Genomic DNA, 19,351 nt, shown 5'->3' with positions numbered 1-19,351 from the left:
CGTCCGGTGGGCACATGCCGGAAGCGGCAGATCCGGCCACTCTGGAAGGGAGAGGGTGCGTCGCTCCGCCGGGCAGCCGCCGGGAGGACGCCGACCGGAAGGGAGTGCCGTGATGCAGAGCCGTACACGAGGCGGCCCGAGGCTCGGGGGAGCGGTGCGGTCGCGGTCCGGCGGCCCCGCCGCGGGGTGCGGAGCGGCGCCGTGACGGGGGCGACCGCCGCGGCGGGCACCGTGACGGTGGGGCTGGACGGCAGCCCCGAGTCGCTGGCAGCCGTGGTGTGGGCGGCGGACGAGGCCGAGGTCCGCGGCGCACGGCTGCGGCTGGTACACGCCTGGACGATGCTCGCGCCGGAGCAGCCCGAGCCGTCGGAGCCGGGCACGGACGCGGGCACGGAACCGCAGGCGGCGGAGGCCGCGGGGCCGCAGTCCCGGCAGCCGGCCGGGGCGTCGCTGCGCCGGATCCGCCCGGGCCGCAAGCCCCGGGCGGCGGAGCAGAACCAGTGGTCCCACCGGATCGTCGACCAGGCACGCGCCGCGGTGCAGACGCGCCACCCGGATCTTCCGGTGGACGAGGAGCTGGTGCCGGGCGACCCGCTGGAGGCGCTGTCCGGCGCGGCGGACCGTTCGGACCTGCTGGTGCTCGGCTCCCGGAATCTGGGCCCGGTGGCCCGGTATGTGCTGGGCGATGTCGCGTTGAAGCTGGTCACACGGGTGAACGTGCCCACGGTGCTGGTCCGGGCACGGCAGGGCACCGCCACGGAAGGGCGGACAGGTGCCGTGGTGGTCGGGGTGAGCCTGCACGAGCCCTGCGTGGCGATGATGGACTTCGCCTTCGCGACCGCCGCCCGGCGCGGTGTCACCCTGCGCGCGGTCCACGGACGGCATCTGCCCGCGCACGCCTACAACCGGGGTGGCGGGGTGGAACCGTACGTGGTGGAGCAGACCGCGCAGGACGCCCGGAAGGAGCTGGCCGAGGCGCTGCGGCCCTGGCGGTCGCGGTATCCCGCGGTGCAGGTGGAGGAGCGGGTGGATCTGGAGAGCCCGGCGCAGGCGCTGCTGGACGAGGCCGGGCGGGCCGGGCTGCTGGTCGTCGGGCGCCGCCACCGCCGGCCCCGGATCCCGTCGCGGATCGGCCACCTCGGACAGGCGGCGCTGCACCACGCGCCGTGCCCGGTGGCGGTCGTCCCCCACGAGTGACATCACCCGGCCGGACGCGCACCCACCGCCGTCCGGCGGGCGATCGAGAAGCGGAGGTGCGTCATGACGCGAACCACCGAATGGACGGTGCGGATCGTGGTCTTCGAGGAGGACGGGACGACCAAGGCACGGGCGGTCCTCGACACCGGCTCGGCCACGCTCACCGGCCGGGGCGCGGCCCACTGCAACCCCGAGGACGTGGACATCCCCGAGATCGGCGACGAACTGGCGTCGGGCCGGGCCCTGAAGGACCTCGCCGGGCGGCTGCTGCGGGTGGCCGACCGGGATCTGGCCGGAGTCGGGGCGCCACCGCCCCCGGCCCGCCGCCCGACGGTGTACGGGTGGGCGGATACGTCGGCCTGAGCGGTGGGACCGGCGAGATTCCCGGGGAGCCGGCGGGCCTCGGCCCGGCACGCACCGCCCGGCCCGGGGCCGCCGCGCCCGCCCGATCGCCGCGGGCCGAAGGCCCCCTAAAAAAGCCGGGCCGCCCCGGAACCGTAGGTCCGTCCACGCCCCGGCGCCGTCCCGCCGGGGCGCACACCGCACGCCGTCGCGCCGGACCGACCGCGCCCCGCGCCCGCGTCGCGGACGGCTCCCGCACGGCGCGGACTCCGCGCTCGTACACGGTTCGGACACCTCCGGTGGTGCGGCGCGGAAGGGCGGTGGGGCCGTCCGGGGGATCCGGGCGGCTCCATGGCGTGCGACCGTCGGTGGAGAGGGCCGGCCGGGCGACGCGGACGGGGTGGGCCATGCGGGGCGCGAGGTGCTTCCGGCGGGTGCGGCGGGGGCCGCTGCGGCGCGGGACGGATGTGGCGGAGTTCTGGCTGGCGCCGGTCACCGCGGTGCTGATCGGGGTGGGCTCCCCGGCCGCGGGTGTCGCGGCGGCGCATGCGGTACAGGCCCGGGCCCCGCTCGCCCGGGGCACGCACAGCGTCCGGGCGGTGCTGACCGAGGATCCCCGGGCGCGTATCGGGGTGGATGCGGCGGCCGCGGCCGGGGCGCGGGTTTCCGCGGAGGTGCGGTGGACGGCGCCCGACGGTTCGGTCCACCACGGCCGGGTCGCGGTCCCGGCCTCGGCGCGGGCGGGGACGCACACCACGGCCCGGCTGGACGGTTCGGGGCGGCTGCTGCGCGGCCCGGCGGACCCGGAGCGGGCGGCGGCGGAGGGCGCCGCCGTGGGGCTGATGACCACCGCGTCCGGCGCGCTGCTGCTCCTCGGGGCGGCGCGCGGGGTCCGCCTGCTGCTGGACCGGCGGCGCGATGCGCAGTGGGAACGCGAGTGGGAACGGGTCGGCCCGGAGTGGGGCGGGGCGCCGGAGTGAGTTGCTCCGGGCGGCCTCCGGCGGGCCACCCGTCCGGCCGTGCCGTACGGACGGAGAGCGGGCGGTCCGTGGGGTCCGTCCGCCCTCCGTGCCGGTCGGGTCATCCGGGTCCGGGCCGGTTCAGGATGCCTTCTTGGACGAGGAGAGGTGGGCGAAGACCACGACGTTGTCCGTGTAGTCCTTGGCGGCCTTGTCGTAGGCGCCGCCGCAGGTGATCACCCGCAGCTGGGGGTTGGCGGTGTCGTTGTAGACCCGGTCGCTGGGGAACTGGGCCTTGCTGAAGGTTTGGACGTCGTCGACGGTGAAGGTCGCGACGGACTTGTCGGCGCGGGTGATGTCGATGGTGTTGCCCTTTTTGAGCGAGTCGAGTTCGAGGAAGACGGCCGGGCCGGTCTTGGTGTCGACGTGTCCGGCGACGATGGCGGCGCCGTTCTCGCCGGGGGTGGCGCCGTCCTTGTACCAGCCGGCGAGGTTGCTGTTGTCCGGTGGCGGGGCGTTGAGCTGGCCGGTGGGGCCGAGGGAGAGCGGGGTGAACGGCGCGTCGACGCCGATCTGCGGGATGCGGATGCGGGTCGGGGCGGAGCGGGGCAGCTCCGCGGAGGTCTTCGGTTCGGCCGTCGGTACGGCGACGTTCGGCGCCACCGGCGCCTCGGCGGCAGGCGGGACGGGCGGTTTGGAGTCGGCCGAGGTGTCGAGGGAGTTGAAGACGAGCAGGGCCCCCACGCCCACGGCCGCCGCCGGCCACATCAGGGCCCGGGCGAACGGGCGGGGAGCGGCGCCGGTCTGACGCGGGGGCGACGGGGGCTGATGCCGGGGAGGAGTCGTGGGAGCCATCGAACGTGCCTTTCTTCCACACGAGGTGAGCTGTTCCGGCCCGCGTACGGGGCGGCGCGCCGGGAGCCGGGGCGTCCGTCGCGCGTACGGGTGGGCATCGGGGCGCAACGCAAGCGCCGCGACCACCGCCGGTGAGGACGGTGGCCGCGACAGCTCAGCGATCTACGCCGGGCGGGAGGGGTCAGGCGGCCGCACCGGAGTTGCGGCGGCGCAGGACGTACGCGCCGGCGCCGAGGCCACCGAGGAGGAGGACCGAACCGGCGGCGAGGCCGCTGCCGGAGAGGGCCGTGCCGCCACCACCGGTGTGCATACCGCCACGGGGGCCGTCCTCACGGTCGCCGCGGTCCCCACGGTCCCCACGGTCACCGTGGTCGCCGTGGTCGCCGTGGTGCCCGCGACCGCCGCGGTCGCCGTGCTCGCCCCGGTCGCCGCGGTCACCGCGGTCCCCACGGTCGCCCTTGTCGCCCTTGTCGTGGTCGCGGCCGGAGTCGTTGCCCTGGCCCCACTCGTTGGCGACGACGCTGGCGAGGGCACCACCGCCGGTGTGCATACCGCCACGCGGGCCGTCCTCACGGTCGCCACGGTCCCCACGGTCGCCGTGGTCGCCGTGGTGGTGGCGGCCGCCGCGGTCACCGTGGTCGCCGTGCTCCCCACGACCGCCGCGGTCGCCGCGGTCCCCACGGTCGCCCTTGTCGCCCTTGTCGTGGTCGCGGCCGGAGCCCTCGTCGTCGCCCATCACCTTGGCGAGGAAGCCACCACCGGTGTGCATGCCACCGTGCGGGCGGTCGCCACGGCCGCCGTGGTCGCCGCGACCGCCGCGGTCCCCACGGTCACCGTGGTCCCCACGACCGCCCCGGTCACCGCGGTCCCCACGGTCGCCGCGGTCCCCACGGTCGCCGCGGTCCCCACGGTCGCCGCGGTCACCGCGGTCGCCGCGGTCGCCCCGGTCACCGCGGTCGTTGCCCTCGTCGCCCGTCACCTTGGCGAGGAAGCCACCACCGGTGTGCATGCCACCGCGCGGGCCGTCTTCGCGGTCGCCACGGTCACCGCGGTCGCCGTGGTCGCCGTGGTGGTGGCGGCCGCCACGGTCGCCGTGGTCGCCGCGGTCGCCGTGGTCGCCGCGGTCACCGCGGTCGCCCCGGTCCCCACGGTCGCCGCGGTCGCCGCGGTCGCCCTTGTCGTGGTCGTTGCCGCGGTCGTTGTCGCGGCGATCGCTGCTGGAGTGGGAGGAGCCGCCGTCGTCGCCCGCGACGGTGAGCGCGTACGCGGCGGGAGTCGTGATGGCGAGGACCGCGCTGATGGCGGCCGAGGCGAACAGGGTGCGGGAAGTGCGCATGAAAACGTGTGTCCTTTCACGTACGGCACCGCGAAGGCAGACAGGTCGTCGGCGCATCGGATTCGCGGTGGCGACGTGATCACCGTCATCCGAAATCCGGGGGCGCACCACCGGAGAGCGCCGCATTCGAGCGACACCGTGGGCTCATCGAGTGGCCCGGGGCCCGTTCATCACCCGTTGGACGGCGTCGGGCGCCGCCGCACGTCACCGCACCGGGGTAATCCCCCGCTCCCCCCGGGGGAATCGGCCTCCGTACCGCCCCCGTATCGGGCTTCCGGCGCCACCCCGCCGCGCACCGGAAACCCTGGCACGCACCTGACATAACGTCATATCCCTTTTCACAAAGAGGTTTTGAGCGGCTTTCGGCGGCGATGCGTACGCGACGGCGCCCGCCGCGGCCGGGTGGGCCGGGGCGGGCGCCGTGGGGTGCGGGCGCGGGCGGGCGCCGTCAGGCGCGGTGGAGGAGTTGCCCCAGGGCGTCGCGCAGCGCCGCCTCCGGATCGTCCACGGCGCCGGGGGCGCGCCAGGCCACGAAGCCGTCCGGGCGTACGAGGACGGCGCCGGCGGGTGTCGTGCCGTGGGCCTCGGCCCAGTCGGCGCCGTCCTCGGGGGCGAAGTCGTCCCCGGGGTCGTCGCCGACCGCGTAGCACTCCAGCGGGAGCGACCACTCGGCGGCGAGCGCGGCGGCGGCGATCCGCCAGGCGGTGCCCGCGGAGCCGGTGAGCAGCACGAAGGACCGCTCGTAGAGGTCGAGGGTGGAGCGACGGGTGGCGCCGGAGCGCAGCCACAGGTGCGGGGCGCGGGTGCCGGGGGCGCCGGTGAGCTGCATCCGGTCGGGGACGACGGGCAGGTCGGGGGCGGCGCCCACCACGGCGCCGCGGGGGTAGGCATAGCCCAGGGCGACGGTCAGGACGCCCTTCTGGCGGGCGCCGGCGGCCGCGGGCGCCGGGTCGTAGCCGGGGTGGCTGTGTTCGGCGGAGCGGGCCGAGGCACGGGCGCTGGTCGCCTGCGCGACGGGGCGGCGCTCCGCCTCGTAGCTCTCCAGCAGGCCGGGGCCGGCCGAGCCGTCGAGGACGGCGGCGAGTTTCCAGGCGAGGTTGTGGGCGTCCTGGATGCCGGTGTTGGAGCCGAACGCGCCGGTGGGTGACATCTCGTGGGCGGAGTCCCCGGCGAGGAAGACGCGGCCGGAGCCGTAGCGTTCGGCGACCCGTTCGGCGGCGTGCCAGGGGGCCTTGCCGGTGATCTCGATGTCGAGGTCGTGGGCGCCGGTGGCGCGGCGGATGTGGTCGGCGCAGCGGGCGTCGGTGAAGTCCTCCAGGGTTTCGCCGCGGTCGGGGTGCCAGGGGGCGTGGAAGACCCAGTGGGTGTGGTTGTCGACGGGCAGCAGGGCGCCGTCGGCGTCCGGGTCGGTGAGGTAGCAGGCGATGAAGTGGCGGTCGCCGACGACCTCGGCCAGGCCCGGGGCGCGGAAGGTGATGCTGACGTTGTGGAAGAGGGCGCCGGGTCCGGCCATGTCGATGCCGAGGCGGTCGCGGGCGGGGCTGCGGGGGCCGTCGGCGGCGATGACGTAGTCGGCGCGGACGGTCAGGTGCTCACCGGTCTCGCCGCTCTTGACCAGCGCCGTCACCCCGTCGGGGTCCTGGTCGAAGGAGAGCATCTCGTGGGAGAAGCGCAGATCGCCGCCGAGTTCGCGGGCGGCGCGCACCAGGACCGGCTCCAGGTCGTTCTGGCTGCACAGGCACCAGCCTGCGGGGCTGAAGCGGGCCAGTCCGCCACCCGGGTCCATCTCCCGGAACAGCCACTGCTGTTCCTCACCCGTCAGGGAGGGTGCCTGAAGGATGCCGTGGTTGTCGGCGAGGACGGAGGCCGCCTCGCGGATGCGGTCCTCGACCCCTGCGGCGCGGTACAGCTCCATGGTGCGGACGTTGTTGCCGCGTCCGCGTGGATGGCGCGAGGTGTCCGAGTGCCGCTCCACCAAGAGGTGTTCGACGCCCAGACGTCCCAGGAACAACGAGGCCGACAGACCCACCAGGGATCCGCCGACGACGAGTACCGGAACCCTGACGGTTGCCGTTGATTTCATAGCGTGCTCCAGCTCCTCCGGCGGCGCGTACGGGCTGGATTTCCCCTGATGACAGGCGATTCGATCATGCTTCACCCGCATGGGTCACAGATCTCGCGGACCCCGTGGGACCCGTCCACGATCGACAAGACGGCCACCCCAGGCGCGGTGCCGTCGGCGACCGCTGGGCACGACGCCCCGGTGCACCTGGGCCTGATGGCCCGTCACACGATCTGCCGCAAGGAGTTGCACAGCGATGACCATGCTGTCGGAACGCATATCTCAGTCCGCCTTCGACGGCTCGCGCCTGCGGGTCGTCCTCCTCCTGGACCTTCACGACGGTGCCCAGCAGCGATTCCTGGAAGCGTACGAACACCTCTGCAATCAGGTCGCCTCCGTCCCCGGTCACCTCTCCGACCAGCTGTGCCAGTCCATCGAGAACCCCTCGCAGTGGCTGATCACCAGCGAATGGGAGAGCGCCCCGCCGTTCCTCGCCTGGGTCAACAGCGAGGAGCACGTCGAGATGGTGCAGCCGCTGCACGGCTGTGTCCGTGACACCCGTTCGCTGCGGTTCAGCGTGATGCGGGAGACGGCCCACGGCGCGGACTCCGCCCCCGAACCCGTCAAGGGCAACTTCCCCGCCTCCCCCCGCGTCGGCGACGGCATCGTCCGCCACGCCCTGACGTTCACCGTCAAGCCGGGCAGCGAGCCGAAGGTCGCGGAGATCCTCGCCGGTTACACCTCGCCCGAGGCGCGGGTCGACGACACCACCCGGCTGCTGCGCACCACCCTCTTCCTGCACGGCAACCGCGTGGTGCGGGCCGTCGAGGTGCAGGGCGACCTGGTCGCCGCACTGCGGTACATCGCCCAGCAGCCGGAGATCCGGCGGGTCGAGGAGGCAATCAACCCGTACCTGGAGCAGGACCGGGACCTGTCGGACCCGAACTCGGCGCGGATGTTCTTCACCCGCGCCGCGCTGCCCGCCGTGCACCATGTGGCGGCCGGCGCCGCGACCCCCGCCGACGTCTCCCGCCATGCGCTGTTCTACCCGGCCCGGGAGGGCTGCGGGATGGCGCTGGCGCGGCTGCTGGCGCAGCAGGACGAGGCGGCCGCCGGCGACCCGGCGAGCCCCGTCGCCGCCTCCACCGTCTTCCAGCGTGACGACGTCGTCGTCCGCCTCGTCGACCTGACCGCTCCCCCGGAGCGCGATCCGGCGGCGGTACTCGGGGTGCGCGGCCCCCGTAAGACCGATGTGCTGCGGCGGCTGCTGGACACCGGGGAGGCCGGTGAGCTGTCCGACGACCGCGCTCTGGCCCGGTTCCTCACCCGCTGTGACATGCGGCTCATCACCGACCGCCGGTCCCCGCGGTCCTGACCGCACCGGCCCGCCGCCCGCCGCCGCGCGGCCGGAGCGGCGCACCACACCATCCCGCACCATCTGGAGGAAGACAGCCATGAGCACCCACCGCCCACGCATCGTGGACCTCGGCGAGACGCAGCCCAACCGCCGGCGCGGAGGTGACCTGCGCGCGATGCTGACGCCCAGCGCGGTCGGCGCCACCAGCGGCTTCATGGGCCTGGCCCTCGTCGAGCCGGGCGAGCGCATCGGCGAGCACTACCACCCCTACTCCGAGGAGTTCGTCTACGTCGTGGACGGCGCCCTGGAGGTCGATCTGGACGACGAGACGTTCTCGCTGGTGCCGGACCAGGCGCTGCTGATCCCCCTCGGGATGCGGCACCGCTTCCGCAACGTCGGGGACGTCCAGGCGCGGATGGTGTTCCATCTGGGCCCGCTGGCGCCGCGTCCGGAACTGGGCCACGTCGACACAGAGGTCACAGAGGCCACAGAGGTCACGGAGGTGACCGGCACAGCCGCGCAGGCGGGCCCACCCGAACGAACGGGGGCGGTTTCATGAGCCGCCGTGTCGCGGTCACCGGCATGGGGATCGTGGCGCCGGGCGGTGTGGGGGTCCCGGCCTTCTGGGACCTGCTCTCCGCCGGACGCACGGCGACCCGGGCCATCTCGCTCTTCGACGCGACGGGGTTCCGTTCCCGGATCGCCGCCGAGTGCGACTTCGACCCGGTGGCGCTCGGCCTGAGCGGCGAGCAGATCGCCCGCTCGGACCGGTACATCCAGTTCGCGCTGGTCGCGGCCGCCGAGGCGCTGCGCGACGCCGGTCTGGACATGGCGGCGCAGGACCCGTGGCGGGTCGGGGTGTCCCTGGGCACCGCGGTCGGCGGCACCACCCGGCTGGAGAACGACTACGTGGCGGTCAGCGCCTCCGGCTCCCGCTGGGACGTCGACCACCGGCCGTCCGGGCGGTATCTGGAGCGGGCGTTCGCGCCCAGTTCGCTGGCGTCCGCGGTGGCCGAGGAGGTGGGCGCCCACGGGCCGGTGCAGACCGTCTCCACGGGCTGCACCTCCGGTCTGGACGCGATCGGGTACGCGTTCCACACGATCGAGGAGGGCCGGGCCGATGTGTGCGTCGCGGGCGCGTCGGACTCCCCCATCTCCCCGATCACGGTGGCGTGCTTCGACGCGATCAAGGCGACCTCGGCCAACAACGACGACCCCGAACACGCCTCCCGGCCGTTCGACGCGCACCGGGACGGCTTCGTGATGGGTGAGGGCGGCGCCGTCCTCGTCCTGGAGGAACTGGAGCATGCGCGGGCCCGCGGCGCCACCGTGCACTGCGTCATCGGCGGCTACGCGACCTTCGGGAACGCGTACCACATGACGGGGTTGACCCAGGAGGGCCTGGAGATGGCCGAGGCGATCGACCACGCCCTCGACCACGCCCGGCTCGACGCCTCGGCGGTCGACTACGTCAACGCGCACGGGTCGGGCACCAAGCAGAACGACCGGCACGAGACCGCCGCGGTCAAACGGTCCCTGGGGGCGCACGCCCGCAAGGTGCCGATGAGCTCCATCAAGTCGATGGTGGGTCATTCGCTGGGCGCGATCGGCGCGATCGAGATCGTCGCGTCGGTGCTGGCGCTGACCCATCAGGTGGTGCCGCCCACCGCCAACTACGAGACGCCGGACCCGGAGTGCGACCTGGACTACGTCCCGCGGACCGCCCGGGAGGCCCGGCTGCGGTCCGTGCTGTCGGTCGGCAGCGGATTCGGCGGCTTCCAGTCCGCCGTGGTCCTGACCGACCCGGGAGGGAGAGTGTCATGAGCCCAGGTGAGCAACGCCGCTGTGCCGTCACCGGCATCGGTGTGGTGGCCCCCAACGGCACCGGCACCGCACCGTTCTGGAAGGCGACCCGGGAGGGCATCAGTGTCCTGGACCGCGTCACCCGCGAAGGCTGCGGGCAGCTGCCGCTGAAGGTGGCCGGCGAGGTCCGGGACTTCGATCCCGGCGGGCTGGTGGAGGAGCGGTTCCTGGTCCAGACGGACCGCTTCACGCACTTCGCGATGGCGGCGGCGGACCTCGCCCTGGAGGACGCCGGGCTGGTGCCCGACGACGACCGTTCGCCGTTCGCGGTGGGCGTGGTGACCGCCGCGGGCTCCGGCGGCGGCGAGTTCGGCCAGCGGGAGCTGCAGCATCTGTGGGGCCAGGGCTCGCGCCATGTGGGCCCGTACCAGTCGATCGCGTGGTTCTACGCGGCGAGCACCGGTCAGGTCTCCATCCGCGGCGGCTTCAAGGGGCCGTGCGGGGTGGTGGCGAGCGACGAGGCCGGCGGTCTGGACGCGCTGGCGCACGCCGCCCGCACCCTGGCGCGCGGCACCGACGCCGTGGTCGTGGGCGCCGCGGAGGCGCCGCTCGCGCCGTACTCGATCGTCTGCCAGCTCGGGTACGAGGACCTCAGCCTGGTGCCCGACCCGGACCGCGCCTACCGGCCGTTCACCTCCCGGGCCTGCGGGTTCGTGCCTGCCGAGGGCGGCGCGATGCTCGTCGTCGAGGAGGAGCGGACGGCGCGGGAGCGCGGGGCCGCGGTGCGTGCGGTGGTGGCCGGGCACGGGGCGACGTTCACCGGCGCGTCCCGGTGGGCGGAGTCCCGGGCCGGACTGGCGCGGGCCATCGAGGTCGCGCTGGCGGAGGCCGGCTGCGCGCCGGAGGAGATCGATGTGGTCTTCGCCGACGCGTTGGGCGTCCCGGCGGCCGACCGCGCCGAGGCGCTGGCGCTCGCCGACGCGCTCGGCGGGCACGCGGCGCGGATACCGGTGACCGCGCCGAAGACCGGGACGGGGCGGGCGTACTGCGGCGCCCCGGTCCTGGACACGGCGGCGGCGGTGCTGTCCCTGGAGCACCAGGTGGTGCCGCCGACGCCGAACGTCGTGGACGTCTGCCACGACCTGGACGTGGTGACCGGCTGGGCGCGCCCCGCCGAACTGCGCACCGCGCTCGTCCTGAGCCGGGGGCTGATGGGTTCCAACGCGGCACTGGTGCTGCGGCGGGCCGACGGCTCCCCCTCATGAGAAGGAGAACTGCCATGACCGACCGACTGACCTTCGACGAACTCGCCGCGCTGATGAAGTCGGCCGCGGGGGTGACCGTCGACCCGAAGGAGCTGGCGGCCCACCCCGACGTCCTCTTCGCCGAGCTGGGGCTCGACTCGCTCGGCCTGCTCGGCATCGTGGGTGAGCTGGAGAACCGCTACGACCACCCCATGCCGGAGGACGCCGAACGCTGCCGCTCCCCCCGCGACTTCCTCGACCTCGTCAACACCGCATCCCCGACAGGAGCCTGACATGCCCGGCCACACCGAGAACGCCATCACCATCGCCGCCCCGCTCGACCTGGTCTGGGAGATGACCAACGACCTGGAGAACTGGCCACAGCTCTTCAGCGAGTACGCGTCGGTCGAGATCCTCTCGCGGGAGGGCAACAGCACGACGTTCCGGCTGACGATGCATCCGGACGACAACGGCAAGGTCTGGAGCTGGGTCTCCGAGCGGACCGCCGACCGCGAGGCCCTGAGTGTGCGGGCGCGCCGCGTCGAGACCGGTCCGTTCGCGCACATGGACATCCACTGGACGTACACGCCGAACAAGACCGGCACGACCATGCACTGGACGCAGGACTTCGCGATGAAGCCGGAGGCGCCCGTCGACGACCAGGGCATGACCGACCACATCAACCGCAACTCCCGCATCCAGCTGGAGCTGATCCGGGACAAGATCGAGCAGCGCGCCCGGGAGCTGCGCGGCGCCGTCCCCGCCAACTGACCGAGGGCCGCCGCCCCACGTTCGCCACGCCGCCTTCGGCGCGGCGGGAAAGGTACCTGACCGATGCACCATGCACTGATCGTCGCCCGGATGTCCCCGGAGTCGGCGCCGAAGATCGCGGATGTCTTCGCCGCGTCCGACCGGACGGAGCTGCCGCATCTGGTCGGCGTCACCCGGCGGACGCTGTTCCAGTTCGGCGACGTGTATCTGCACCTCATCGAATCGGAGCAGCCGCCCGGGCCGGAGATCGCCAAGGTGACCTCGCACCCGGAGTTCCGCGCCATCAGCGACCGGCTGTCGTCGTTCGTCAGCCCGTACGACCCCGAGACGTGGCGCGGGCCGAAGGATGCGATGGCCCATCAGTTCTACCGGTGGGAGCGCGACGGTCTGGGCTGACCGGCCGCCGCCACCGCAACGGGCCGCCCGCCGGGGAAGTTCCCCGGCGGGCGGCCCGTTGCGGTGGCGGCGCGGCCGCGTCAGTGCGGGACGGTGCATTCGAAGGCGTGCAGATACGGGTTGACCTCCAGGATGTCGTGGAGGACGAGTCCGGCCTCGGTCACCCGGTGGACCAGGCTGTCCTTGGTGTGCTTGGCGCCGCCGACGTTGAGGAGCAGCAGCAGGTCCATGGCGGTGGTGAACTTCATCGACGGGCTGTCGTCGACGAGGTTCTCGATGACGATGACACGGGCGCCGGGGGCGGCGGCGTCCACGACGTTCCGCAGGGTGCGTCGGGTGGACTCGTCGTCCCACTCCAGGATGTTCTTGATGAGGTAGACGTCGGCGCGGACCGGGACGGCGGTGCGGCAGTCGCCGGGGACGGCGGTGGCGCGGTCGGCGAGCGGTCCGCCGTCGCGCAGCCGCGGGTCGGCGCCGGCGACGACCGCGGGGAGGTCGACGAGGGTGCCTTCCAGGTGCGGGTGTTTCTCCAGGAGGGCGGCCAGGACGTGGCCCTGGCCGCCGCCGATGTCGGCGACGGTGGCGGCGTCGGACAGGTCGAGGAGGGCCGCGACGTCCTGGGCGGACTGCCGGCTGGAGGTGGTCATCGCCCGGTCGAAGATCTGCGCGGAGTCGCGGGCGTCCTGGTGGAGGTAGGTGAAGAAGTCCTTGCCGTAGAGGGTGTCGAAGACATCGCGGCCGGAGCGGACGGCCTGGTCGAGCAGGGGCCATGCCTGCCAGGTCCACGGTTCGGTGCACCACAGGGAGATGTGGCGGAGGCTGTGCGCGCTGTCGTCGCGCAGCAGGCGGGACATGTCGGTGTGGGCGAAGGTGTTCTCGTCCGTCTCGGTGAAGACGCCGTAGCAGGTCAGGGCGCGCAGCAGGCGGGCGAGGGGGCGGGGTTCGGTGCGGACGGCGGCGGCGAGTTCCTCGACGGTGGCCGGGGTCTCGCCCAGTGCGTCGGCGACGCCGAGCCGGGCGGCGGCGCGGACGGCGGCGGCGGGCGCGGCACCGAAGATGATCTCCCGGAGCCGCATCGCCGCCGGTGGTGCGGGCGACTGCTCCGCGGGGGGCTGGGGTCGGTCGCTGACGGTGGTCATGGAGTCTCGTCTCTCCTGGTGAGGTGGGGCTCGCGGATCAGCACAGCCCCGCGGGCTGCGAGGTCCGGCACGTGTTGCGGGTGAAGTGGTTGCTGGTGGCGGTGTCGCGGTTGGCGAGGTCGGGCTTGTTGCCGAGCAGGATGTTGCCGCTGACCTCGTTCCGTTCGTTGCGGACACCGACGAAGCTGTGGAAGAGGACGACGCCGCCGGCCAGCGGGGACTCACCGACGTTGTCGCGCACGAGATTGCCGGTGACCTGGGTGCCCTCGGCGCCGGTGAGCACGATGCCGACGCCCTGGAGGGCGGGCAGGCGCTTGGTGGCGGCGCACTTCCTGGTGTTCTCGGAGACGTTGTTGTCGCGGACGGTCAGATCGCCGCCGCGGGGGCGGGACTCGTCGCCGACGACGAAGACGCCGCTGCAGTTGCCGGTGATGTCGTTGAGGGCGATGTCGAGGTGGCGGACGCGGCGGGCGGTGATGCCGATGCGGTTGCCGGTGACGGTGTTGCCGCGGATGTCGGTGCCGAGGGTGTCGAGGGCGCCGCCCTCCTCGTCCACGGTGTTGGCGAGGAAGATCCCGGCGTCGCCGTTGCCGGTGGCGGTGTTGCCGCGCACCGAGGACCGGACGGACTCCTGCTGGGCGATGCCCCACTGGCCCATGTCGCGGGCGGTGACGTCGCGGACGCTGAGCCGGTCGGTGCCGGAGGCCCAGATGCCGCTCTTGCGGAAGCCTTCGACGGTCAGGGAGCGCAGTGCGACGTCGGCGACGCGGTGGCCGGGGCTGCCCAGGACGCAGATGCCGTTGCCGTCCTTGCCGCAGTCGTTCGCGGCGCGGGTGGCGGCGGGCCGCAGCACGGTGCGCTCCCCCGCACCGCGCAGCGTCAGGCCCGGCTTGTCGATGCGGACGCTCTCGCGGTACGTGCCGGGGGCGAGGCGGATGGTGTCGCCGGGCTTGGCGGCGTCCACGGCCTTCTGGATGGACTCGCCCGGGTGGACGGTGTACCCGGGATCGGCCTGGCCGGGCGGGGCGGCGGCCACTCCGGTGACCAGCATCGTGACCAGGCAGCCGGTTGCAGTCAGTTGTCGTTTCACCATGAGGCGACGCTATGGGCGCGCACCGGGGCCCGCCACACGTGGTGACCCGAGGGGTACGCTCCGTACGCAACCGGGTGGTGGCGTTCCCCCGGTGGTGGCCCCGGCGGGGCCCGCGCATCATGGAACGGGCCGACCCCGCGGGGCCCGGCGCCGTGCCCGGCCCCGCCCTTCCTTCAGGAGCCGCGTATGAGCGCCGGAACGGACCTGCTCATCGATGCCTTCGGCCGGATCCGGGAGACCGTCGAGGAGGTGGTCACCGGGCTGGGGCCGGAGGAGCTGGCCGCGTCCCCCGGCGGCGGCAATCCGGTGGGCTGGCTGGTGTGGCACCTCACCCGGGTGCAGGACGACCACATCGCCGATGCGGGCGGCACCGAACAGGTGTGGACGGCGCAGGGCTGGGCACACCGCTTCGGGCTGACACTGCCCGCCCACGACACCGGCTACGGCCACTCCCGGCGGGAGGTGGCGGCGGTCCACGATCTGACGGCGCTACAGCTGCTGGGCTACCACGACGCGGTGTACGCGGTGACCCTCCGCTTCGTCGAGGGTCTCCAGGTCAAGGATCTGACGCAGGTGATCGACCGGTCCTGGGACCCACCGGTCACGCTCGCCACCCGGCTGATCAGCGTGATCTCCGACGATCTCCAGCACGTGGGGCAGGCGGCGTACGCGCGGGGACTGCTGGGCGGCTGAGACGGTGCGGGCCGGGCCCGCCGCGAAAGAATCCGCGACGGGCCCGGCCCGGGTGCACGCCTCTGGAACGGTGGCGTCAGTTCTGCGCGGCGGCGCGCTGCTCGTAGCCGACCAGGCGCACGCAGACGGCGAGGCCCTCGATGGCGGCCTCCAGCTCGGCGAGGCCGGGGTAGCTGGGGGCGACGCGGATGACGGCGTCGCGCGGGTCGTCGCCGTAAGGGTGGGTGGCGCCCGCCGGGGTCAGCACGATGCCGGCCTCGGCGGCGCGGCGGACGACCTCCTTGGCGCAGCCGTCGGGCACGGTCAGGGTGACGAAGTAGCCGCCCTTGGGTGCGGTCCACTCGGCGAGGCCGGTACCGCCCAGCTCGGCGTCGAGGATGCGGGCCACGGCGGCGAACTTGGGCTCCAGCAGGGCGCGCTGACGCTCCATGTGGGCGCGGACCCCGTCCGCGTCGCGCAGGAACATCACGTGCCGGAGCTGGTTGATCTTGTCCGGGCCGATCGAGCGCTTGCCGTTGTTGGCGAGCAGCCAGGAGACGTTGGCGGGTGAGGAGCCGAAGAAGGCGACCCCGGCGCCGGCCGCGGTGATCTTCGAGGTGGAGCCGAAGATGAACACCCGGTCGGCGTGGCCGCTCGCCTCGCAGGCGGCGAGCACGTCGGCGATCTGGACCTGCTCGTCGGTGAGGTGGTGGGCGGCGTAGGCGTTGTCCCAGAAGATACGGAAGTCCGGGGCGGCGGTGGGCATCGCGGCGAGGCGGCGGACGGTCTCGTCGCTGTAGACGACACCGTCGGGGTTGCTGTACTTCGGGACGCACCAGATGCCCTTGACCGCCGGGTCCTCGGCGACGAGGCGCTCGACGGTGTCCATGTCCGGGCCGTCCGCGGTCATCGGCACCTGGATCATGTCGATGCCGAAGCGCTCGCAGAGCGCGAAGTGGCGGTCGTAGCCGGGGACCGGGCAGAGGAAGGCGATGCGCTCCTGGTCGACCCAGCGGGACTCGGCGCCGGGCAGCACGCTCAGCAGGGCGTGCACGATGCTGTCGTGCATCAGCTCCAGGCTGGAGTTGCCGGCGGCGAGGAGCTGCGGGACGGGCACCTGGAGGACGTCGGCGAAGATCTCGCGCAGCTCCGGGAGGCCCTGGAGGCCGCCGTAGTTGCGGACGTCGGTGCCGTTCGCGGCGGTGTGGCGTCCGCCGGGCAGGCTGAGCAGGTCCTCGGAGAGGTCGAGCTGCTCAGGGGCCGGCTTGCCGCGGGTCAGGTCGAGGGCGAGGCCGCGTCCGGCGAGCTCCTTGTAGTCACTCCGTGCCTGGTCAAGGAGCTCGCTGAGGGTGGCGGCGCTCAGCTCGGTGGTCATGGTGTTTCCTCTCGACCGCGATGTTGCCGGGATGGCTCGGCTTGCCCTGAAGAGGATACAAACCGCCGGTCGGGCGGGTTCGGGCGCGGTCGGTCGGGGCGGGGGCCACCGGCCGGTGGCTGGGGCGGCGGCCCTCCGGTCGGGGCGGGGCCGGGTGCGCCGTCCGCAGCCCGGCCCCGCCTCCGCCGCCCGGCGGTGCGCTACGCGTGGTTCAGCGCGCCCAGACTGCCCGGGTAGAGGTACTGCTTCGGCGGGATCTTCCCCCCGCGGACCCAGGCGTCGAAGAAGCCCTTGAGGTCCTTGCCCGACACCTTCGCCGCCAACGCCTCGAACTGCGGGAACGAGGCGTTGCCGTACGCGTGGTCGTGGGTCCAGCGCTTGAGGGTGCCGAAGAACGCGTCGTCGCCGACGGTACGCCGCAGCGCGTGGAGCATCAGGGCGCCCTTTTCGTACAGGTCGGGATGGAGTTCCTTCCCCGCTCCCGGGTCGTAGAGCTTGATGGACCAGAACTTCGGGTCGTTCTTGAGGTCGTCGATCGAGCCGGCGTAAAAGCCCTTGTCGAGGTTGTCGCCCTGGTGCTCGAACCACAACTGGGTGGCGTACTGGGCGAAGCACTCGGCGAGGCAGCCGTCGCGCCAGTCGGTCATCGAGACGCTGTCACCGAACCACTGGTGGGCGACCTCGTGCGACGCCCCGATGTCGTTGATCCCTCCGCTGTAGGTGGGGCGGCTCTGCGTCTCTATGGCGCCGGGGCCCACGCCGTCCACCGTCGCACCGATGCCGATGCCACCCGCCGAAGAGAACGGATACGGGCCGAACTTCGAGGCCAGGAACTCCAGGACCTCCCGCTGCTCGGCCTCCGTCTTCGCATTGATCGTGATACCCGGGCCGGCGGCCAGGATGAGCGGCTTGCCGTCCGAAAGCTTCGCGCTGCGGACGGTGAACTTGTCGATGGCGACGGTGCTGGCGTACGTCACCATCGGCTTGTCCTCGTGCCAGCGGAAGGTCGTGCTGCCGCCCTCGGTGGTGGTCGGGCCGGGCAGGCCGTTGCCGATGGCGGTCCAGCCCTTGGGGACGGTCGCGGTGAGGGCGAAGGTCGCCTTGTCGGACGGGTGGTCGTTGGCGGGGAACCAGGAGGTCGCGGAGTGCGGTTCGCCCGCGACGTCCGCGCCGCCGTCCTTCAGGGTGTGCCAGCCCTCGCCGTCGGGCTTGCCGGCGTACTTCACCCGGACCGCGAAGGTGGCGCCGTCGGCCACCCGGTGCGCCGGGACGACGGCCAGCTTGTGGGCCCCGGAGCGGGAGAACGACTTCGCCGGGGTGCCGTCCACCGTGACCGAGGCGACCGTGAAGCCCTTCAGGTCCAGGGTGAAGCTGTCGAGCGCCTCGGTGGCACGGGCGGTGACGGTCGTGTCGCCGTCCAGATGGTCGGTGCGCGCCGGGTCGTAGGCGATCCGGACGTCGTAGTGCGTCACGTCGTAGCCGGGGTTGCCGTCGTCGGGGTAGTAGGGGTCGCCGATACCGGTCGCGGCGGAGGCGGGGGCTGCCGTCAGGGCGAGGGTGAGGGCGGTCGCGGTCGTCAGCACGGCGGTGGCGCCGCGGTGCCGGTTCGGTGTTCTGCGCATCTCTGCTTTCCGGGTCGGAGGGTCAGCTGCGGGCGGTGGCGGCGAGCTTCCAGACCACGCCGAGCAGGGCGTTGGTGCTGGTCGTCTCGGTCTTGGGGTCGACGTTGGCGAGGTTGTCGCACGCCTTGTGGAGGCAGTCCGAGATGCCGGTGCTGAAGCCGGACGACGGGATGCCGGCGTTCCCGAACGACTCGTGGTCCGAGCCGCCCACCCCGATGTCGAACGTGTCGATTCCCCGGTCGGCGAACCATGCCTCGAACGCCCGCTGGGCCTCGGTCTCGCCGTGTTCGTCGTCGTGCACCACGAGCCACTGCTTGACGTTCTTGCTGCCGGCCTGGTCGAGGTTGAGGTAGACGTCGATCGCCTTCCGGTCGGTGTCGGAGAGGTTGCGGACATAGTCCGCGGAGCCGACCAGCCCCTCCTCCTCCGCCCCCCACCAGGCGAAGCGCAGATGCCGCGTGGGCTTCAGCCCGGCGTCGGCCACCTGAAGGGCCGCGGTCAGGACCGCCGCCGCGCCGGAACCGTTGTCGTTGATCCCCGGCCCCTCCTTGACGCTGTCCAGATGGGCGCCGGTGAACAGCACATGCTTCGGGTCGCCGCCCGGCCAGTCGGCGATCAGGTTGTAACCGGCCGCGCCGTCGTGCGAGAAGCGGCGCAGCTCGGTGTGGAATCCGGCCCGGTCCAGCGCCTTGCGCACATACGTCACGGAGTCCGCGTACCCCTGTGTACCGTGCGCGCGGTTGCCGCCGTTGCGGTCGGCGATCTTCTGGAGGGCCTGCAGATGCGGCATCACCTCGTCCGTCCGGACGGTCGGCGCGGCGGCGGGTTCCGGGGGCCCGGCGGCCACGGCCGCCGGGGCGGGGACCGCGGACAGGACGAGGAGCGCGCCGAGGATCCGGGCGGCGAGAGACGGGAGGCGACGGGACGACAGCACGGGGGCACCTTCCAGTACGGCTCGGGGCACTCGCCCCGATGGACCGCACCCACACTTGCCCACCGGTGTCAGGAAGTTGTCAGGAAGCTGTTGCGGAACCGTAGGGGTGGGAGGCACCCCGGACGGACGTCACCGGGCACTGTCCGGCGGATCACGCCCCGGGGCCGGGGGCCAGGAGGTCGTAGAGGTAGGAG

At 73.3% G+C, this 19,351-nt stretch carries 19 protein-coding genes; 11 read left to right on the top strand and 8 right to left on the bottom strand.

Annotated features, from left to right (window positions below; all coding sequences use genetic code 11):
- Positions 1-201: 201 nt before the first annotated feature.
- The 3 genes from ACF1BH_RS24415 (at position 202) to ACF1BH_RS24405 (ending at position 2,519) form a co-directional block, all read left to right on the top strand.
- Positions 202-1,197 carry a universal stress protein gene (locus ACF1BH_RS24415; RefSeq protein WP_391645564.1) on the top strand — a complete coding sequence of 332 codons (996 nt, stop codon included), beginning with the start codon at positions 202-204 and terminating at the stop codon, positions 1,195-1,197.
- Positions 1,198-1,260: 63 nt separating this feature from the next.
- A complete protein-coding gene (locus ACF1BH_RS24410; protein WP_391645562.1) occupies positions 1,261-1,560 on the top strand; it encodes a DUF1876 domain-containing protein in 300 nt (99 codons plus the stop codon).
- 386 nt (positions 1,561-1,946) lie between these two features.
- The gene (locus ACF1BH_RS24405) at positions 1,947-2,519 is read left to right on the top strand and encodes a hypothetical protein (RefSeq protein WP_391645560.1); all 573 of its coding nucleotides are present in this window, start codon (positions 1,947-1,949) and stop codon (positions 2,517-2,519) included.
- A 120-nt stretch (positions 2,520-2,639) separates the two neighbouring features.
- On the opposite strand, the gene ACF1BH_RS24400 is transcribed toward ACF1BH_RS24405, so the two are convergent.
- From ACF1BH_RS24400 to ACF1BH_RS24390, 3 genes are all read right to left on the bottom strand, one after another.
- On the bottom strand, positions 2,640-3,353 hold the full coding sequence (locus ACF1BH_RS24400; protein ID WP_391645558.1) for a class F sortase: 714 nt from the start codon (positions 3,351-3,353) through the stop codon (positions 2,640-2,642).
- Positions 3,354-3,534: 181 nt separating this feature from the next.
- Positions 3,535-4,689 carry a hypothetical protein gene (locus tag ACF1BH_RS24395; protein WP_391645556.1) on the bottom strand — a complete coding sequence of 385 codons (1,155 nt, stop codon included), beginning with the start codon at positions 4,687-4,689 and terminating at the stop codon, positions 3,535-3,537.
- Between the two features lie 448 nt (positions 4,690-5,137).
- Positions 5,138-6,772, bottom strand: coding sequence for an FAD-dependent oxidoreductase (locus ACF1BH_RS24390; RefSeq protein WP_391645554.1), 1,635 nt, complete (start codon positions 6,770-6,772; stop codon positions 5,138-5,140).
- Between the two features lie 235 nt (positions 6,773-7,007).
- On the opposite strand from ACF1BH_RS24390, the gene ACF1BH_RS24385 reads away from it, so the two are divergent.
- The 7 genes from ACF1BH_RS24385 to ACF1BH_RS24355 all read left to right on the top strand — a co-directional run bounded on the left by ACF1BH_RS24385 (position 7,008) and on the right by ACF1BH_RS24355 (position 12,322).
- Positions 7,008-8,126, top strand: a complete 1,119-nt coding sequence (locus tag ACF1BH_RS24385) for a SchA/CurD-like domain-containing protein (protein WP_391645552.1) — start codon at positions 7,008-7,010, stop codon at positions 8,124-8,126.
- A gap of 79 nt (positions 8,127-8,205) precedes the next feature.
- The gene (locus ACF1BH_RS24380; RefSeq protein WP_391645550.1) at positions 8,206-8,667 is read left to right on the top strand and encodes a cupin domain-containing protein; all 462 of its coding nucleotides are present in this window, start codon (positions 8,206-8,208) and stop codon (positions 8,665-8,667) included.
- On the top strand, positions 8,664-9,932 hold the full coding sequence (locus ACF1BH_RS24375) for a beta-ketoacyl-[acyl-carrier-protein] synthase family protein (RefSeq protein WP_391645548.1): 1,269 nt from the start codon (positions 8,664-8,666) through the stop codon (positions 9,930-9,932). Before ACF1BH_RS24380 ends, ACF1BH_RS24375 begins: the two co-directional genes overlap by 4 nt.
- On the top strand, positions 9,929-11,176 hold the full coding sequence (locus tag ACF1BH_RS24370; protein ID WP_391645546.1) for a beta-ketoacyl synthase N-terminal-like domain-containing protein: 1,248 nt from the start codon (positions 9,929-9,931) through the stop codon (positions 11,174-11,176). The genes ACF1BH_RS24375 and ACF1BH_RS24370 overlap by 4 nt, the downstream gene beginning before the upstream one ends.
- A gap of 14 nt (positions 11,177-11,190) precedes the next feature.
- On the top strand, positions 11,191-11,448 hold the full coding sequence (locus ACF1BH_RS24365) for a phosphopantetheine-binding protein (RefSeq protein ID WP_391645544.1): 258 nt from the start codon (positions 11,191-11,193) through the stop codon (positions 11,446-11,448).
- Position 11,449: 1 nt separating this feature from the next.
- Positions 11,450-11,926, top strand: coding sequence for an SRPBCC family protein (locus ACF1BH_RS24360; RefSeq protein WP_391645542.1), 477 nt, complete (start codon positions 11,450-11,452; stop codon positions 11,924-11,926).
- A 63-nt stretch (positions 11,927-11,989) separates the two neighbouring features.
- A complete protein-coding gene (locus tag ACF1BH_RS24355; RefSeq protein WP_391645540.1) occupies positions 11,990-12,322 on the top strand; it encodes a TcmI family type II polyketide cyclase in 333 nt (110 codons plus the stop codon).
- Positions 12,323-12,402: 80 nt separating this feature from the next.
- Here ACF1BH_RS24355 and ACF1BH_RS24350 read toward each other — a convergent pair whose 3' ends face one another.
- Both ACF1BH_RS24350 and ACF1BH_RS24345 read right to left on the bottom strand, forming a co-directional pair.
- Complete coding sequence (locus ACF1BH_RS24350; protein ID WP_391645538.1) at positions 12,403-13,461, bottom strand: methyltransferase; 1,059 nt, start codon at positions 13,459-13,461, stop codon at positions 12,403-12,405.
- 37 nt (positions 13,462-13,498) lie between these two features.
- The gene (locus ACF1BH_RS24345; RefSeq protein WP_391645536.1) at positions 13,499-14,554 is read right to left on the bottom strand and encodes a nitrous oxide reductase family maturation protein NosD; all 1,056 of its coding nucleotides are present in this window, start codon (positions 14,552-14,554) and stop codon (positions 13,499-13,501) included.
- Positions 14,555-14,740: 186 nt separating this feature from the next.
- Here ACF1BH_RS24345 and ACF1BH_RS24340 point away from each other — a divergent pair, with 186 nt between their 5' ends.
- Entirely contained in the window at positions 14,741-15,247 is a 507-nt protein-coding gene (locus tag ACF1BH_RS24340; RefSeq protein WP_391645534.1) for a DUF664 domain-containing protein, read from the top strand.
- A gap of 76 nt (positions 15,248-15,323) precedes the next feature.
- Here ACF1BH_RS24340 and ACF1BH_RS24335 read toward each other — a convergent pair whose 3' ends face one another.
- From ACF1BH_RS24335 to ACF1BH_RS24325, 3 genes are all read right to left on the bottom strand, one after another.
- Positions 15,324-16,601, bottom strand: coding sequence for an aminotransferase class I/II-fold pyridoxal phosphate-dependent enzyme (locus ACF1BH_RS24335; RefSeq protein WP_391645532.1), 1,278 nt, complete (start codon positions 16,599-16,601; stop codon positions 15,324-15,326).
- A gap of 200 nt (positions 16,602-16,801) precedes the next feature.
- Positions 16,802-18,223, bottom strand: coding sequence for a M1 family metallopeptidase (locus ACF1BH_RS24330; protein ID WP_391645530.1), 1,422 nt, complete (start codon positions 18,221-18,223; stop codon positions 16,802-16,804).
- 22 nt (positions 18,224-18,245) lie between these two features.
- The gene (locus tag ACF1BH_RS24325) at positions 18,246-19,157 is read right to left on the bottom strand and encodes a M20/M25/M40 family metallo-hydrolase (protein WP_391645528.1); all 912 of its coding nucleotides are present in this window, start codon (positions 19,155-19,157) and stop codon (positions 18,246-18,248) included.
- Positions 19,158-19,351: the final 194 nt, after the last annotated feature.

The organism is Streptomyces sp. NPDC014733, assembly GCF_043083385.1.
GTDB lineage: Bacteria > Actinomycetota > Actinomycetes > Streptomycetales > Streptomycetaceae > Streptomyces.
Note: the sequence above shows the minus strand (reverse complement) of the source record. Positions and strands in the feature narration are given on the sequence as shown.